The sequence below is a fragment of the Fusibacter paucivorans genome, from assembly GCF_018390735.1.
Classification (GTDB): domain Bacteria; phylum Bacillota; class Clostridia; order Peptostreptococcales; family Acidaminobacteraceae; genus Fusibacter; species Fusibacter paucivorans.
Map to the genome: position 1 here is coordinate 77,391 of NZ_JAHBCL010000020.1, position 16,904 is coordinate 94,294.

At 41.9% G+C, this 16,904-nt stretch carries 18 protein-coding genes; all 18 read left to right on the forward strand.

Going from position 1 to position 16,904, the window contains the following annotated elements; genetic code table 11:
* The first annotated feature begins 140 nt into the window (after nucleotides 1-140).
* The 18 genes from rnc (at nucleotide 141) to KHM83_RS12415 (ending at nucleotide 16,690) form a co-directional block, all read left to right on the forward strand.
* A complete protein-coding gene (gene rnc, locus KHM83_RS12330) occupies nucleotides 141-845 on the forward strand; it encodes a ribonuclease III (RefSeq protein ID WP_213237323.1) in 705 nt (234 codons plus the stop codon).
* On the forward strand, nucleotides 842-1,936 hold the full coding sequence (locus tag KHM83_RS12335) for an elongator complex protein 3 (protein ID WP_213237324.1): 1,095 nt from the start codon (nucleotides 842-844) through the stop codon (nucleotides 1,934-1,936). Before rnc ends, KHM83_RS12335 begins: the two co-directional genes overlap by 4 nt.
* A complete protein-coding gene (gene smc, locus KHM83_RS12340; protein ID WP_213237325.1) occupies nucleotides 1,927-5,478 on the forward strand; it encodes a chromosome segregation protein SMC in 3,552 nt (1,183 codons plus the stop codon). Before KHM83_RS12335 ends, smc begins: the two co-directional genes overlap by 10 nt.
* A gap of 157 nt (nucleotides 5,479-5,635) precedes the next feature.
* Nucleotides 5,636-6,565, forward strand: coding sequence for a signal recognition particle-docking protein FtsY (ftsY, locus tag KHM83_RS12345; RefSeq protein ID WP_213237326.1), 930 nt, complete (start codon nucleotides 5,636-5,638; stop codon nucleotides 6,563-6,565).
* A gap of 59 nt (nucleotides 6,566-6,624) precedes the next feature.
* Nucleotides 6,625-6,975, forward strand: a complete 351-nt coding sequence (locus KHM83_RS12350; RefSeq protein WP_246543072.1) for a putative DNA-binding protein — start codon at nucleotides 6,625-6,627, stop codon at nucleotides 6,973-6,975.
* Between the two features lie 23 nt (nucleotides 6,976-6,998).
* Nucleotides 6,999-8,345: a signal recognition particle protein gene (ffh, locus tag KHM83_RS12355; RefSeq protein ID WP_213237327.1), complete on the forward strand. Its 1,347-nt coding sequence runs from the start codon at nucleotides 6,999-7,001 to the stop codon at nucleotides 8,343-8,345.
* A gap of 54 nt (nucleotides 8,346-8,399) precedes the next feature.
* A complete protein-coding gene (rpsP, locus tag KHM83_RS12360) occupies nucleotides 8,400-8,651 on the forward strand; it encodes a 30S ribosomal protein S16 (protein WP_213237328.1) in 252 nt (83 codons plus the stop codon).
* Nucleotides 8,652-8,682: 31 nt separating this feature from the next.
* Nucleotides 8,683-8,913 carry a KH domain-containing protein gene (locus KHM83_RS12365; protein ID WP_213237329.1) on the forward strand — a complete coding sequence of 77 codons (231 nt, stop codon included), beginning with the start codon at nucleotides 8,683-8,685 and terminating at the stop codon, nucleotides 8,911-8,913.
* Between the two features lie 148 nt (nucleotides 8,914-9,061).
* Nucleotides 9,062-9,571 carry a ribosome maturation factor RimM gene (gene rimM, locus KHM83_RS12370; protein ID WP_213237330.1) on the forward strand — a complete coding sequence of 170 codons (510 nt, stop codon included), beginning with the start codon at nucleotides 9,062-9,064 and terminating at the stop codon, nucleotides 9,569-9,571.
* A complete protein-coding gene (trmD, locus tag KHM83_RS12375) occupies nucleotides 9,568-10,323 on the forward strand; it encodes a tRNA (guanosine(37)-N1)-methyltransferase TrmD (protein WP_213237331.1) in 756 nt (251 codons plus the stop codon). Before rimM ends, trmD begins: the two co-directional genes overlap by 4 nt.
* Nucleotides 10,324-10,395: 72 nt before the next feature.
* A complete protein-coding gene (rplS, locus tag KHM83_RS12380; protein WP_213237332.1) occupies nucleotides 10,396-10,746 on the forward strand; it encodes a 50S ribosomal protein L19 in 351 nt (116 codons plus the stop codon).
* A 274-nt stretch (nucleotides 10,747-11,020) separates the two neighbouring features.
* Nucleotides 11,021-11,899: a ribosome biogenesis GTPase YlqF gene (gene ylqF, locus KHM83_RS12385; protein ID WP_213237333.1), complete on the forward strand. Its 879-nt coding sequence runs from the start codon at nucleotides 11,021-11,023 to the stop codon at nucleotides 11,897-11,899.
* Nucleotides 11,900-11,919: 20 nt separating this feature from the next.
* The gene (locus tag KHM83_RS12390; protein ID WP_213237334.1) at nucleotides 11,920-12,759 is read left to right on the forward strand and encodes a ribonuclease HII; all 840 of its coding nucleotides are present in this window, start codon (nucleotides 11,920-11,922) and stop codon (nucleotides 12,757-12,759) included.
* Between the two features lie 136 nt (nucleotides 12,760-12,895).
* Complete coding sequence (gene fliK, locus KHM83_RS12395) at nucleotides 12,896-14,548, forward strand: flagellar hook-length control protein FliK (protein ID WP_213237335.1); 1,653 nt, start codon at nucleotides 12,896-12,898, stop codon at nucleotides 14,546-14,548.
* A 21-nt stretch (nucleotides 14,549-14,569) separates the two neighbouring features.
* A complete protein-coding gene (locus KHM83_RS12400; protein WP_213237336.1) occupies nucleotides 14,570-14,836 on the forward strand; it encodes an EscU/YscU/HrcU family type III secretion system export apparatus switch protein in 267 nt (88 codons plus the stop codon).
* A 52-nt stretch (nucleotides 14,837-14,888) separates the two neighbouring features.
* Nucleotides 14,889-15,239 carry a YraN family protein gene (locus KHM83_RS12405; protein WP_213237337.1) on the forward strand — a complete coding sequence of 117 codons (351 nt, stop codon included), beginning with the start codon at nucleotides 14,889-14,891 and terminating at the stop codon, nucleotides 15,237-15,239.
* Between the two features lie 164 nt (nucleotides 15,240-15,403).
* Nucleotides 15,404-15,985, forward strand: a complete 582-nt coding sequence (locus KHM83_RS12410) for a TetR/AcrR family transcriptional regulator (protein ID WP_213237338.1) — start codon at nucleotides 15,404-15,406, stop codon at nucleotides 15,983-15,985.
* A gap of 90 nt (nucleotides 15,986-16,075) precedes the next feature.
* On the forward strand, nucleotides 16,076-16,690 hold the full coding sequence (locus KHM83_RS12415) for a hypothetical protein (RefSeq protein ID WP_213237339.1): 615 nt from the start codon (nucleotides 16,076-16,078) through the stop codon (nucleotides 16,688-16,690).
* The last annotated feature ends 214 nt before the right edge of the window (nucleotides 16,691-16,904 follow it).

Below are 16,904 nucleotides of genomic sequence, written 5' to 3' on the forward strand. Positions count from 1 at the left end.
TCGCAAGGTGAACACATCGAGCGACCGGGTGCTTTCGCGGAAGAAAAATACTTTCGTGTTATAATATGATATAAAGGTTATTTAAATGTATTATCACAGATAGTATATTTAAATGTCCTTTCGAGAGAAAGGTGGTTACAATGTCTCAATCATTGAGAGATTTTCAGGAGAAACTTGGGTATCAGTTTAACGATATCGATTATTTAAGACGGGCATTGACGCATTCATCATATGCCAACGAAAATAAAAAGGATAAAATTAAAAACAATGAGCGCCTTGAGTTCTTGGGTGATTCCGTATTGGGGCTGGTTGTCAGTGAGTATTTGTACAGCCATTTCCCAAATCTGGCCGAAGGTCAATTGACAAAGGTAAGGGCGCGCATTGTATGTGAATCATCACTAGGTGAAGCGGCTGTGAATTTGGGAATCGGCCATTACATGTTTTTTGGTCGCGGTGAAGAAATGACTGGTGGGCGTGAACGCACGAGCATTCTCTCCGATGCATTTGAAGCATTAATTGCAGCCATGTACCTTGATGGCGATATTGATGTCGTTCGAAAATTTGTCTTAACGCATATGGACAGCATTATTATTGATGCGATTGAGGGAAAACTATTTATTGATTATAAGACGAGACTTCAAGAAGTGATTCAGATTAAAAAGGGCAATCGCATTAAATATGAAATTTTTAAAGAAGAAGGACCTGATCACTCCAAGGAGTTTTTTACGCATGTTAAATTAAATGATGATATTATCGGTGTCGGAAAAGGGCGCAGCAAGAAGGAATCGGAACAAGCTGCGGCAAAAGAAGGCCTTAAGTATCTTCAGGATGAGGCGAATAAATGAAGACGATGATGATCATTCCCGTATTTATAGCACATATGGGCTGCGGGAATGCTTGTGTTTTTTGCAATCAAAGACATATAAGCGGTCATTCTGAAGTGCCGACAGTCGAAGCGATTAAAAGACAAGTAGATGACTACATTGCCTCTGGATCCGCGGAAACCGTTGGCATTGCATTTTACGGCGGCAGCTTTACGGGGCTGGACTGTATCCTGCAAGAACAGTATTTATCATTGGCTGCATCATATAAAAAAACGGGTGTTATCCAGCATATTCGGTTGTCAACGCGCCCTGATTATATTGATGAGCGCGTCCTAAAAAGGTTGGAAAATTATGATGTCGACCTTGTCGAGTTGGGTGTCCAGTCCTTTTCAGACGATGTTCTTGAGGCATCCCGTAGAGGACATAACACGGATGCCATTTATCGCGCCATTGATTTGTTGAAGCACCATGGTATTGATTTTGGCATTCAGCTGATGTTTGGATTACCGAATGATACCCGTGAGCGGTTCTTTTTTTCTGTAAGGGAAACCATTCGCCTCTCGCCGGAAACCGTTCGCATCTATCCGACGCTGGTATTGAGAGATACCGCACTTGCAGATGATTACAAGCGCGAGCTTTATCAGCCGCCGGAACTGGAAACGGCAGTTGACACAGTTGCAACAGCATATGCGATGCTGATGCGTTCAGGTGTTAATGTCATCCGTGTTGGATTACAGGCAACGGATCTTATTGACTTTAAGGGTGCCGTTATAGCAGGGCCTTATCATCCCGCTTTTAAATCGCTCGTCATGGATCGTCTTGTACTGCGCAGCTTTTTTCGCTTTGCCGAAAAAACGCGACGGGACGCGAGTGTAGGTGATGAGGCTGAGGCGGTTGACAAGGTGTGGACGGTGACGATTCATCCGTCGCTGGTATCGCATATGCGAGGGCATAAACATCAGAACTTAAAGCGATTAACGCAGGCCTTCGGCGTCAAAACCATTATGATTAAAAGCGATCCAAACTGTGATAAAACGACACTGCATTTAGCAGATGACCATCTATTTGAAATATACCGACTCTATGACGAAGAGGTGACAACTTGTATTTAAAGCGTATAGAATTAAGAGGTTTTAAATCTTTTGCAGATAAGACAATTGTTGAGTTTAAACAGGGTGTGACGTGTATCGTTGGGCCAAACGGCAGTGGAAAGAGCAATATTACCGATGCTATTCGCTGGGTGCTGGGTGAGCAGCGCGTTAAAACACTTCGCGGCAGCAAAATGGAAGATGTCATTTTTGGCGGCACAAAGCACCGAAAACCGCTTGGCATGGCTGAAGTTAAATTGATTTTTGATAACCGCGAATCTTTCTTTCCGCTTGATTATGAAGAAGTGGAAATTGTAAGGCGCGTTTTTCGCTCCGGCGATAGTGAATACAGTGTCAATGGTATGGCGTGCCGTCTTAAGGATATTCGAGAGTTGTTAATGGATACGGGCATTGGTCGTGAAGGTTATTCCATTATCGGTCAAGGCAAGATCGATGAAATCTTAAGCGGCGGGCGTGACGAGCGCCGCCTGCTCTTTGAAGAGGCCGCCGGGATCTTAAAGTATAAAGTCAGAAAAGTTGAAGCTTCTAAAAAGCTGGCCAATACACATGATAATTTATCTCGAATTGAAGATATCATCGTCGAGATTGAAGATCGTGTTGAGCCGCTGCGCTTGGAAAGTGAACGCGCAATGCGCTATCTGGATTTATCCGAGCAGCTCCGACAGATCGAACTCTATGATTTTTCAAGGCGTTACACCACTTGTGAGAATGCACTGGTAGAAGTATTGAATGCACTTCAGACACAGCAGGATTCAAAAGAAGTTCAGGAAGCGGATTACGAGCAATTAAAGGCTGAATACGAATCAAACGACGAGCAGCTCTTTGCTATTAATCGGGATATTCGTCTTTTGGAAACACAGTACCACGAAAAAAATAATGAGCGCTCACAAACGAAGGGAGAACGCTCTTTAATAGAAGAGAAAATTCAAAACGTTGAAACAAATGTTAAGCGAATTCATGATGAAATTGCAGATATTGATGAACAGATCACACAGATTGATGAAAATGTTGCAGTGGTTGACCGGGAAGTTGATACAGAGACAGAAAAAATTAATACTGCGAAAGAAGCACTTATTGATGATGAACGCGCTTTGGAACAGTGTTTAATGCAGATCAGTCGTATGAAACAAAATAACGAAACGGATTTGCAGACAATTTATCAAAAACTCAATGAAATTGAAGTGATGAAACGTGAAGCTGAAAATTTAGAGCGTGCTAATGAAGACCTGTCACTAAAAATTGCGGAACTGAATATTCAAATTGAACAACATGAAACTGCCTTTCAAAAAAATGAACAGGATGCGGCTGAAACAGCGTCTAAATTAAAAGCCATGGATACCATGCTTGATGAAGCTCAGGGAAAGCTGTCGGAAGCTATTAAGCTGGATGGTCATTTTGTCCATGAACGCGAAAAGATGTACAAGCAAATTGATAAGCTCTCAAAGCGTCTGAATGAATCTCAAACTGAACTTAAACTCTTAGAGACATTGGAAGCGGAGTATGACGGCTATGATAAAGGCGTAAAAGAGATTTTAACGAGTTTACCCGACCAGAGTGGTATTCACGGTATTGTAGCATCGGTCATCAATGTGCCAAAAACATATGAAACTGCTGTTGAAGTCGCATTAGGCAGGTCGATACAGCATATTGTCTGTGAAACAGATGGTGATGCGAAGACTGCGATTGAGTTTTTAAGAAAGAATCAGCTTGGTCGGGTTACCTTTTTACCGCTCAATCAACTGCGCGGCAATGGTCAGCAGAAAGAAGTCATTAAAGAAGCAAAATCACATAAGGGGTTTATTGGCGTTGCTTCCGAACTCATTGATTTTCCTGAGCGCTATTCTGAACTCATCGATTATTTACTCGGTCGCATTATGATTGTGGAAGACTTTGAAACTGCACGGCGGCTGATGCGGATCAAGAATATTAAATACAAGATTATTACATTATTGGGTGATGTTTTAATACCTGGGGGCACCATTACAGGTGGATCCTTTAAATCCAAAATGACCAACATCCTAGGCAGGCGAAGACGAATCGAAACGCTTGGTCTGATGATTGAAGAGGACACAACTAAGTCAACATCGCTCTCGAATGACCTGAAGCAAATCGAATTTAGTCTTGCAGAGAATAAGGCGTTTATTCAACAGCAGCGAGAAGCGATTGACAAAATGAGACTCGAGCGCGTCAGTATTGAACATTTAAGTGATCAGCATAAGCAGATGGCAGCACTAGCAGAAGAATCGGCTAAAAAGGCTGTGCGGAATGCGGCAATGCTTGCAGAAGAAATGGAAGATCAGAAGGCGCAAATTCGTATTAAACGCGAAGCGGTCGTTGTGAATCAAGCAATGGTTGATGCGCTGGAAGTCAATGTAAAGGACTACAAGGACAACGTTGAAAGCTTCGAATCAGAAAGTCGAACGATAAACGATCAAATGACTTCGAAACGCATTGAGCTCGCATCCATGGAACAGCAGCTTGCCTTTAAAGCGCGTGAGCGCAAGCGTCTATGTGATGACCTTGAAACGGTTTCGCTTAAGCGAAAAACGCGTGTAGAAATGCTCGACAGTGAAATCGCAAGAAAAGAAGATTTTTACCATCGCGTTGAAGATATTGACGCGCTGTTAAAAACACTAAGTGATGCCATAGAGGCTATTGTTGCTAAAAGCGAATCGCTTCAAGCGTCAAAAGCATCGCTGTCAGAGAAGCTGAAAACATTGACGATGGCGCTATCTGAGGCATCGCGATCATTAGAAAGCATTAAGTCTTCCGCGCATCAACTCGATCTTAAGAAAGTGAAATTGGAAGTGGAGAAGGAGACCATTGTCTCTGATCTTTGGGAGCGCTATGAACTTTCAATTGGCGAAGTGCTTTCGACTGAGCCGGTAACCGGCAATATCAAGCAGTTGAAAAATGAACTCAAGCAGATTGGCAGCGTTAATGTCAATGCCATCAAAGAATATGAGACAGTTTCAGAGCGATACCGTTTCCTAAAGGAACAGGAAGACGACTTGCTTAAGGCGTCACAACAGCTTGAAAAAATTATTGCAGACCTTGAAAAGCAGATGATAGAGATTTTTACGGAACACTTTGTCGAAATTGGTGAAAAGTTCAAGGAAACATTTAAGATGCTCTTTCACGGCGGTGATGCTGCCATTTTATTGGCAGATGAAAGTGATATTCTCAATTCCGATATTGAAATTATTGCGCAGCCGCCAGGAAAGAAACTGCAAAGCCTCAACCTGCTGTCAGGCGGTGAAAAAGCTTTGACGGCCATTGCGCTGCTCTTTGCCATATTGAAGACAAAACCAACGCCGTTTTGTATACTGGATGAGATTGAAGCGGCGCTTGATGATGTTAACGTCTATCGCTTTGCAGAGTTCATCAAGGATTATGCTGATAAATCGCAGTTTGTGGTCATTACACACCGAAAAGGTACCATGGAAGTAGCGGACACCCTCTTTGGTGTGACCATGGAAGAATACGGTATCTCAAAAGTGTTGAGTGTTCGACTTGAAGATGTGGAAGATGCCTATTCAGCATAGGCTAGCGACAGGGATGAAAATACGATCTTGCGAAAGAGCATCCCGTGATAGGATATCCCACTATAGGCTATTCTGCTGAGAGCACAAAGATAAGTGAAGTCACAGATTGAATATCATGTCATGTATTGAATATAAAGTATGATGAAATGGAGGCAGTATGGCATTATCATTTTTTTCTAAACTAAAAGAAGGCCTTGAAAAGACGCGAAAGGGAATTACTGATAAAATTGATGATCTCTTTACGCGATATGGAGAAATTGATGACGATCTCTTTGAAGAGCTGGAAGAAATCCTCATTACAGCTGATGTCGGCATGCAGACGACGATGAAACTGATCGACATGCTCAAAGAAGAATTACGCATTCGCAAGATCAAGGAAGTCAGTGCCGTCAAAGATGTATTTAAAGATGTTGTTGAAAAACTTCTTGTGGAGAATGGACATACAACGTTTGAAGTTGGCAATGAGCCAACGATTATTATGGTTATCGGCGTCAATGGCGTCGGCAAGACGACCTCTATCGGCAAGATTGCCAATCTATTGAAAGCGCAAGGGAAAAGCGTTCTGATTGCAGCCGGTGATACATTTAGAGCGGCAGCGATTGACCAGTTAAAAGTATGGGGGGATCGCGTCGGTGTCAGTGTGATTCATCAATCGGAAGGATCTGATCCGGCTGCGGTTATCTTTGATGCCGTACAGTCTGCAAAGGCTAAAAATGCTGATGTGCTTATTTGTGATACGGCTGGAAGGCTGCACAATAAGGTCAACTTGATGAACGAACTCTCAAAAGTGTTCCGCGTTATCGACCGCGAGTATCCGGAGGCCAAAAAAGAAGTGTTGCTGGTACTCGATGCCACAACGGGACAAAATGCGGTTCAGCAAGCGAAAGTATTTAATGAAGCGGCAGAAATTTCAGGCATTGTATTGACAAAACTGGACGGTACGGCTAAAGGCGGTGTTGTTTTGGCCATTAGTTCGGAACTTCAAATTCCAGTAAAACTCATTGGCGTTGGCGAAGGGGTTGATGATTTGCAGCAGTTCAATCCGCATGATTTTGCAGAAGCGCTAATGGGAACGCGTAACGCATAGATGTAAAGTAAAAAGACTTGACACACCGGATGATATGATTTATAATTTGTGAGGTAGTCATGATAGAGAAAAAATTAAGACTTGTCGATTTATTTGATTTTTATGGTAAAATGCTGACGGATAAGCAGTTTGAGATTATGGATCTCTATTGCAACTGTGATCTGTCATTAGCCGAAATATCTGAAAATCTGTCGATTACGCGACAGGCAGTACACGATGCGATTAAGCGATCTGAGAAGATTTTGGAACGCTATGAAAGTCAGCTCGGATTATATGAGCGATCGCAGAAACGTGAAACTGATTTTATGAAAATTATCCGGTTGATCAGAAACTATCAGACATCTGAAGACATGACGCTTTTAGAACAGGCAATGCAGATTGCCGAAAAGCAAACCGGTCTTTCGGAATAGCGTGGAACGCATGGAGGGCAGCATTGGTATTTGAAAGTTTAGCCGAAAAACTACAAGGTGCGTTTAAAAATTTAAAAGGCAAAGGCAAACTGACAGAAAAAGACGTCAAGGATGCTATGCGTGAAGTGAAACTCGCATTGCTCGAAGCAGACGTGAACTTTAAAGTTGTCAAAGATTTCATTAAAAGTGTTACAGATAGAGCGGTCGGCGAAGAGGTTCTCCAGAGCTTGACGCCGGCACAACAAGTGATTAAAATTGTTAACGAAGAATTGACAGCGCTCATGGGAACGACTCAGAGCAAACTCAAATACGCCTCTCAGCCGCCGACGATTATTATGATGGCGGGTTTGCAGGGGGCTGGTAAGACCACAACCTGCGGTAAGCTAGGCCAGTTATTGAAAAAAGACGGCAAGAAGCCGCTGCTCGTCGCCTGTGATGTTTACAGACCGGCGGCAATTAAACAGCTGCAAGTCGTTGGTGAAAAACTTGATATCCCCGTCTTTGAAATGGGCGATCAGGTGAGTCCTGTTGAAATTGCAAAAAAGGCATTAGAACATGCAGCATACTACACATACGATGTCGTTATCGTGGATACTGCCGGACGTCTGCATATTGATGAGAAACTGATGCAGGAGCTCATTGACGTGAAAGCGGCCATTGATCCGACTGAGATTTTGTTGGTACTCGATGCCATGACAGGACAGGATGCCGTTAATGTGGCAGAACATTTTAATGAGCAGCTTGAAGTGAATGGCGTCATATTAACAAAACTCGACGGCGATACGCGCGGCGGTGCGGCACTGTCGGTTAAAGCGGTTACGGGAAAGCCGATTAAATATGCTTGTGTCGGTGAAAAACTGACGGATATTGAGGCTTTCTATCCTGATCGAATGGCTTCGCGTATTCTCGGCATGGGTGATATGCTCTCGCTGATCGAAAAAGCACAGGAAAATTTCAGTGATGATAAAGCGAAAAAACTTGAAAAGAAATTCAAAACGCAGACATTTGATCTTGAAGATTTCTTGGAACAGCTTGAACAGCTCCAAAAAATGGGACCAATCGGCGACCTGCTCGGCATGATCCCGGGCATGAATAAAGGCGCCATGAAAGATGTTCAGGTTGACGATAAGGATTTAAACCGAACCAAGGCCATTATTCAGTCAATGACGCTAAAAGAACGTCAGGAACCATCCATTATCAATGGCAGCAGACGCAAGCGTATTGCCAATGGTTCAGGGGTTCATGTTTCAGAGGTCAACAGACTTTTAAAACAATTTGAACAGACAAAGAAAATGATGAAACAGTTTGGTCAAATGGAAAAACGTATGAAACGAGGCGGCGGCGGGTTTAAGCTTCCCTTCTTTCAATAAATGAATAATCTAACTTAAATCATACAGTGATTTATGCAATGAGGAGGTGAAAAAATGGCAGTTAAGATCAGATTAACGAGAATGGGCTCAAAGAAAAAACCTTTCTATAGAGTAGTCGTTGCAGATTCTAGATCACCAAGAGATGGTAAATTCATCGATCAAATCGGTTACTTTAACCCAGTTGCAGAAGCAGATCAAGTGAAACTTGACACTGAAAAAGCACTTAAATGGTTAAATCAAGGTGCACAACCTACGGACACTGTAAAAGCGCTTTTCAAGAAAAACGGAGTATACGACGCTAAGTAGTAACCAATGATTTACAATTTGAGGTGATTTAATGGGCGAATTAGTAAGAGTGATTGCAACTTCTTTGGTTGATAATCCCGAGCATGTTGAGGTTCGCGAAATTGAAGGATCCCAATCCATTATTATCGAACTGAAAGTAGCTTCTGATGACATGGGTAAGGTGATCGGCAAACAGGGAAGAATTGCAAAAGCGATTAGAACCGTTGTAAAAGCAGCAGCTACAAAAGAAAATAAGCGTGTGGTTGTTGAAATTATTCAATAATGACATCCTTTGAGCTATTTCATCGAAATAGCTCTTTTGCTATCTAAAAGAGAAGCTTTTAGGATCTGAATAGATCCTTTCGATATGGGCGTTAATGCTAGGTGTTAATGCTAGGTATTCATATAGGCATTCATAATAGGAGACGATCATGACAGAAACTTTCAGCATGGGAAAAATCGTTAATACCCATGGCGTTAAAGGCGAAATGAAAATTTATCCTTATACAGATGATCCTTTGAAAATTAAAGCACTTCAATACATCTTGATTGAAGGTGAAGGGGAGACGAAGCATCAGGTTGCAGCAGTTCGTGAGCATAAGGGAATGCTGTTGCTGAAACTTCAAGGCTATGATGACATTGCCGAGATCATGCGGTTTATGCAGAAGGAGATATATGTTTTCCGAAAAGATGTTGAAGCAATTGATGATGAAGACGGTCACTACATCGTCGATCTCATCGGCTGTGAAATTAAGACGACTGATGGCGAAGTCATTGGTGTTGTCAATGATGTGCTTCAGCATACGGCTCAAGACCTTTATGAAGTCAAAGGCCATGATGGTGCACTTTTCTACATTCCGGTCGTAGATGCTTTTGTTAAAGACATTGATGTGGCAGGAAAATGTATTACCGTTCAAATGATTGAAGGATTAATGCCATGAAGTTTAGAATACTAACGCTGTTTCCCGAGCAATTTGACAGCTTTGCACAGACGAGTATTATTGGCAATGCGGTACGTGATGGTCACATTGAGATTAGCTGTACACAAATAAGAGATTATAGTGAAAGCAAGCACCGCAGTGTTGACGATGCGCCATTTGGCGGTGGACAAGGCATGGTGATGCAAGTACAGCCGTTAAAGGATGCAATGCACAGTGAACCGATTGGCGAAAATGCCAAGGTGATTTACCTGTCGCCGAGAGGCAAGACGCTGACACATGATAAGGTCGTTGAATTAAGCGAACTAGCAGAACTCATCCTTGTCTGCGGGCATTATGAAGGTGTCGATCAGCGGTTTATCGATACCTATGTCGATGAAGAAATCTCTATTGGCGACTATGTCCTAACTGGTGGTGAGTTGGCAGCCATGGTCGTTGTAGACAGTGTCAGCAGACTTATACCGGGTGTGCTGAGGGATGCAAATGCTTCGCTTGATGAATCTTTTGCCAGTGGTTTGCTCGAATACCCTCACTATACGCGGCCTGCAATCTATGATGAAATGGAAGTGCCCGCTGTTCTGCGCTCGGGCAATCATGCTGAAATTGAATATTGGCGACTGGTTCAGGCACTTGAAATCACAAAGGTACGGCGGCCTGATCTGTACAATGCTTTTATGAAGCATGAGCATGATGAAAAGACGCGGCGAATGCTTAAAAAATACTTGAAAACTCAACGGGAGAATGGTATAATATGACTTGTCTGTATTACGGATGGTCCTCTAATAGACATGCTATTAAGAACATCTATGAGGAAGGGAGGTAGTAAAATGAATCAAAATATCATTAAGGCTATCGAAAGCGAACAGCTTAAAAAAGATATCGTTAAGTTTAATGTCGGCGATACGATTAAAGTCCACTTACGCGTTATCGAAGGTAAGCGTGAGAGAATTCAGATTTTCGAAGGCGTTGTCATGAAAAGACAAAACGGCGGTATTTCTGAGACATTTACAGTTAGAAAGCTTTCTAGCGGCGTAGGTGTTGAAAAGACTTTACCATTACATTCGCCTAAAATCGATAAGATTGAAGTGGTTAGACACGGTAAAGTTAGACGTGCTCGCTTAAATTACTTAAGAGATCGTATTGGTAAAGCGGCGAAAGTCAAAGAAAAGAGAATTTAAGTACAAATGTAAGGAAGGACTGAAAAGTCCTTTTTTATTTGCCCAAAAATATGGTGAGAGATGTATGCTGACTAATAAAGATCATAGAGATAAGAAGATTGCAGATACGTGCGGATGAGCGTACACCATGAGCAGTGAACGATTATTGACGACACGAGATTGCAGAGGTGCTATATTTTTGAATCCCGATAGGGGATATGCTAAAATAAAGCCATAGACTAATAAAGTCATCTATTAAAATAAAGCGATATTTGAGAAAAGGGAGAGCAAAATTATGAGCATTAACTGGTATCCGGGACATATGAAAAAGACCCGTGAATTGATACAAGCAAATTTAAAACTTGTCGATGCAGTGGTCGAATTGCTCGATGCGCGCATACCGCTGAGTTCAAGAAATCCGCAGTTTGATGACTTGATTGGTTTGAAGAAAAGAATCATTGTTTTAAACAAAGCGGACTTAGCCGATTCTAGTAAAACGGCACAATGGATTGAATATTATCAGTCGCATAAGATTGAGGCATTACCAATTAATGCCTCAACGGGGCAGGGGATTGACAAGCTGATTGCATTAATTAAGTCGACTTGTCAGGATGAAATTATCAGGGCGGCTGAAAAGGGACGGCTGCACCGCCCGATTCGGATTATGATTATTGGGATCCCGAATGTGGGCAAGTCTAGCCTCATTAATAAACTCGCAGGCAAAAACGCAGCAAAAACGGGTAATAAACCGGGTGTCACAAAAGGAAAACAGTGGATTCGCATTAATCGCGATATTGAGCTCTTTGATACACCGGGAATTCTTTGGCCTAAAATTGAAGAAGATCTTATGGGCATCAAATTGGCCAGTACAGGCGCCATCAAAGATGAAGTGCTGAATATAGAAGATATTGCTTTTCACTTGATCAACCTGATCCTTGAGCGCTATGCGGATTCTTTTTATATGCGATATGATTTGATGCCCGGTGATGAAACGGTTGCCTATATGGAGCAAATTGGGCGAAAGCGCGGCTGTTTGATGCGCGGCAACCAGGTTGATCTCGAAAAGGCTTCAAGGCTCATTGTCGATGAATTTCGAAAAGGAATCATTGGTAAGATAACACTTGAAACCATGGAAACGATCCAGTCAGAAGCAGCGGATGATGCATCCTTATAAAAGTAAAAGAGGCGAAAGAAATGACCGTTAAAAAAAGTGAGCAGTGGCAATCAATACGACAAGGGGAGAAGCTTCCGGTAAAACAGCTGTCTGTCCTTGTTGATAGTCTTGATGCAGATGACTTTGAAGGGCTAAGAGCCGTTTTGCAAATGGATCAGCGAAAGGCAGTGCAAAATATCATTAAGAGAAAAGACAAACAGCTGGCGGCAGCGGAACGCGAAAAAGCACGCATGGCGATGATGTTTGCCTTTGAAAGGGATTATAGCAGTCGCGGTTTTCAGTGCATTGGCGGTATTGATGAAGCGGGCAGAGGGCCGCTCTTGGGACCTGTTGTCGCAGCTGTTGCAGTCTTAAATGAAGCAAGTGACTGGTCGGGAATTGATGACTCAAAGAAACTGTCCGAACAGCAGCGTGAAAAATTTTATGACAAAATTAAACAAGAGGCTATTTGTTATGGCATTGGCATTGCATCACATGAAGAAATTGATCAGATCAATATACTCAATGCAACAAAGCTTGCAATGAAACGTGCGATTGAGGCGGCAGAAGAAAATGAGAATGCAACAATTGACTTTTTACTTATTGATGCCGTAAAACTTGACGATATACCTATTGGACAACTCAGTTTAATCAAAGGTGATCAGCGAAGTGCTTCGATTGCAGCTGCCTCCATCTTGGCAAAGGTGACGCGAGATCATATGATGCAGGCTCTTCACGATACCTATCCGGCCTATGGGATTGATCAACATAAGGGCTATGGTACAAAACAGCACTACGAAGCGTTGGATCAATATGGTCCGACACCGTATCATCGGCAGTCTTTTTTAAGTAAATGGCATGAGAAGCGTTCGAAACGGTGACGAAAGAACTTTATAAGCATTTAAAATTCTTTAAAAGCTAAGACGTCTTTTTCTATAAGCATTATGATTTGACGACAATGATCACAGTCACGATCACGATCACTATCACGATCACATTGACACCTTAGGGGCTATAATGAAAATTAATGGCGGCAATCAAAGACAAGTTCAGACAGTAAAACCATCACCGCAAAATGATGCGGCGCTTCAGCCGGGATCAAAAGTGAGCGGTAAGATTACAAAAGTTGATGGCAATACTGTAACCATTACCAATCAAGGTGGGGAGCGACAGCTCACTAATGCTTCAGAAATGCGCTTTCACGTTGGTGAGCATGCGAGATTTGAAGTGTTGGCAAATGAGAACGGAAAGGTTCTTGTACGGCCTGAAACACAATCTGAACAAGCTTCTCGTGAAGCGATGGTAAAATTAATTGGCGATAAAGGTCTTTTAACACTTGATGCCTTAAAAAATTTAAATATCCCTATGACGCAAACGAACTATGATCAACTTCAAAAAATGGGGATAGAGGTAAAAGTGCTTGATCAGATGCTTCAAAATGCCACTGATCATACGGGTGAGGTCCTTTTGAACACAGATATAGAATCCAGCATCAAATCGCTGATATTGACACTTGACCAAACGGAGAATTCGTCGCATCCAAACGGAATATCAGATGTCATACAACGCGATCGAAACGTTGGTTATGCTAAAATGCTGTTGTCTTACACCTCGACGATGCTGATTGAAAATCTTTCGAAAGAGTTGGGCAGTGGAACTGTTCAATCGCTATTGAAAAATGAAACGCTGTTTCAATATGATCTTGCCGGGTTAAAAGCTGATTACAATATTGAAGAAAACAAGTTGGCAGAAGCATTTTTTAATGTTGTGAAGTCGTCGGATTCTGACGCTCAAAAAATGGTTTTAACAATGATGAAATCCCTTTTGGGGATAGACGAACAGATGTCGTACAACAAGGCTGGAGATGGTTTATCAACCGCGTCGGAAGTGGTGTCAGAAGCTGCGAAACAAGCGCCGCCTGAAGTTTTATCAGATGAAAAGACACTCATGACAACGGCAGTCAAAGCGTTGTTGTCGCAAGTGACAGAAGCGCAAAAAGCACTTTTTATAAAAAATGATTTGGCACTTACACTTAAAAATCTCTTTGTATCCACACTACAGGATAGTGGTTTTAAATCAATCAGTGATAGTTTTGCCTTGCTTTCAAAACACATCGGGCAGCTTCCGATTGAAAACCAGCAAGCGCTGCTAACGGCAATAGGCGAAGCGGGTACAGATCAGTTATCACAGTTACTGCATTTTATTCAGACTTCAACAATGGATGAAGCTGTCAAAAATGATTTTATGCAGGAAGTCGGCTTTATCAAAGATGCGCTGGAAATTTCAACGCAATTTGGCGATCGTATTATGGTGCTCGAGATGCCGGTAACATTAGAAGAGCGGGAAACACATGTTTCGATGTATGTCAAGAAGCGCTCGGTCGATGAAGAGAATGATGATTTAACGGTGCTCGTTGCATTAAAGACACACCAGTTGGGTGAAGTCAGATGTTTAGTTGCAAAAAAAGGGACGCGATTCGACTTGCATTTTAAACTGGAAACCGATGAGATTCGCGATGCGATGGCGGCGGAAGGAGATCAGCTTCGACAATCGCTGACTCAAATAGGCATAAAGCAGTTTAATGTTGATTTTTCAACCATGACGACAAAGTATCCCGGTATTGAACTTGAGCCTGCGATGAACGCATACGGCTTTGATTTGCTGGTGTAAGACTAAATAAGGGCGTGGCATATGGATCAGAAACGAAAAATGGCGTCAGCATTAAAATTTAATCCTGAAGAAGACGCGGCACCGCAAGTCGTTGCAAAGGGGATTGGATTGATCGCCGAAAATATCATCGAAAAGGCAAAAGCTTCAGACGTTCCGATATACGTCGATGAGAAATTGACGAACCAATTGCACCAATTGGAAATTGGTGAACAAATTCCCTATGAGCTCTATGAAGTCGTAGCGGAAGTGCTGGTTTTTATCAGTAAAATGGACCAAAAGAAAAAATAAAAAACAATAGAAAACAACAATTGAAATTGTTGTGTGATAGGAGGTCTGTCTCTTGAATTACCGACAGCGTGGTGCGAAGGGTGAAACCTTGGGGATCGCCTATTTGGAAGCGTGTGGATTCGAGTTTGTGGATCGCAATATTTACATTGGCGGCGCAGAACTGGATCTTGTTATGAAAAAGGCGGATTCTTATTATTTGATTGAAGTCAAATACCGCCAGTCCTTACGATATGGCAAACCTATTGAAGCGATGACATACCAAAAGTGCCAGCATTTTAAACGAGCCTGTATTGCTTACATGCGCAGTATTGAAAATTTTAAGCATTATCATTACAGCTTTTTGGGCATTTTAAAGACTGATGACGGCTATACATATCATTGGATTGAAGATTTTTTCAATTAACTGCTTAAGGAAATTGAATAATCATTAAAGATATCTCTTCACAAAACAAGTTGAATTTCCATCTTTTGAAGGCTACAGGCTGTGGTAAAGCATTAAAAATTGTATGATGCAGTTGCCTCGTTGTATTTGGTAGGGATTATTCAGAATAATTATCGGGAGGAATCGTGGAACGAAAATTGAAAGAATCAGAGTATACTATTCGTCAACTTCAAAGTGCCATGATACAGCTGCTCAATGAAAAAGAATATGAAAAAATAACCATTTCTGAACTGGTAAACTGCGTCAAGATGAACCGAACGACATTCTATTTGTTTTACAGTTCAAAAGAGGCATTGGTGCAAGATATCTGTGACATTTTTTTTACGGAACATTTTCGAAAATTTGCAAGGGCTAATCTTACACACGATGAGGTTTACAAAGAAAAAGTATTTCTTGAAACAAGCCGTGAATTGTTGGCACAAAAAAAGGCGATCAGGCGTCTAATGGCGATTAGAACGGAACGATTCGATGGCTATTCACAAATGGAAACCGCATTGGAACAAATGATTATGAATCTTTTTTTAGAAAATAACATCAGGATTAAGAATAGCGGGCCGCTTGATCTATTTGCAAAATTGTATGCCGCTTATATTATGGCATCGGTAAAATGGTTTGTAGAAGAAGGAGAACATTACGAAATCAATACGCTTTTTGAAATGGTAAAAGCTTATAAGCGGCATGGTATGTATGTATTGTTGGAAACATAAATCAGTCGACAGAATACGTCAGTTTGTCTTTCGCTGATCTTGTACATCGTTTATACTGGCCTCATGAATAAAAAAATGAGGAGTATAAAAATGGACAAAAAAAGAGTTGCAATTGTACTTAATGTAATGGTGATCGGTTTGGAAATATTGGGTTTCAGCCATAGTATATCAGACAGGGGACTCGGTATTTTTGCCTATTATACGCAAATCTCAAATTTGATAACATTATTTTCTTGTGTGCTGTTCGTGTTGGTCAGTCATAAAAATGAATCGTCTAAAAACCGTATACTGCGCTATCTAAGCTCGTGTTTGTTGACAATGACGGCGCTGATGACAACTTTTGTATTGATTCCACTCGGTGGAAGCGTTCACGGACTGCTATTTTCAGGCAATGGCTTATACCATCATCTGCTTTGCCCGATCGTCTCAGTTGCTTCCTATTTGTTCTTTGAAACACACTATACCTCGAAATGGGCTGTTCTCGTTCCGAATGCAGTAACGGCTGTTTACGGCATTATTCTTATTGCAATGAATGTACAAAAAAAATACGATGGTCCGTACCCGTTTTTTCGCTATTATGAGCAAGGGACGATTAAAACGATTATGTGGATGGTTGTATTGGTGATTTGCATTACAGTATTCTCAACACTTATACGAGCTGTTAGCATATGGTGGGATCGACGCGATCTCAGTCAGAGCGCATAGTTTAAGTTCGTTGACGTAATTTGGATGTTATTATAAATTGCCGCAAGGTGAAATCATTTATTGGCGACAGTCTTTTGGTGAAAGATTGTCGTCTTTTTATGGTGTGCGTGCGTCCAGCAAAGCTGGACGTTGCTTGCTGGTGAAAGTCCAGCCATGGTAATCGCCAAGGAGCCATGTAGCCAGTCCCGGTGCGTCGCAGTAATGCGGGGTGCTG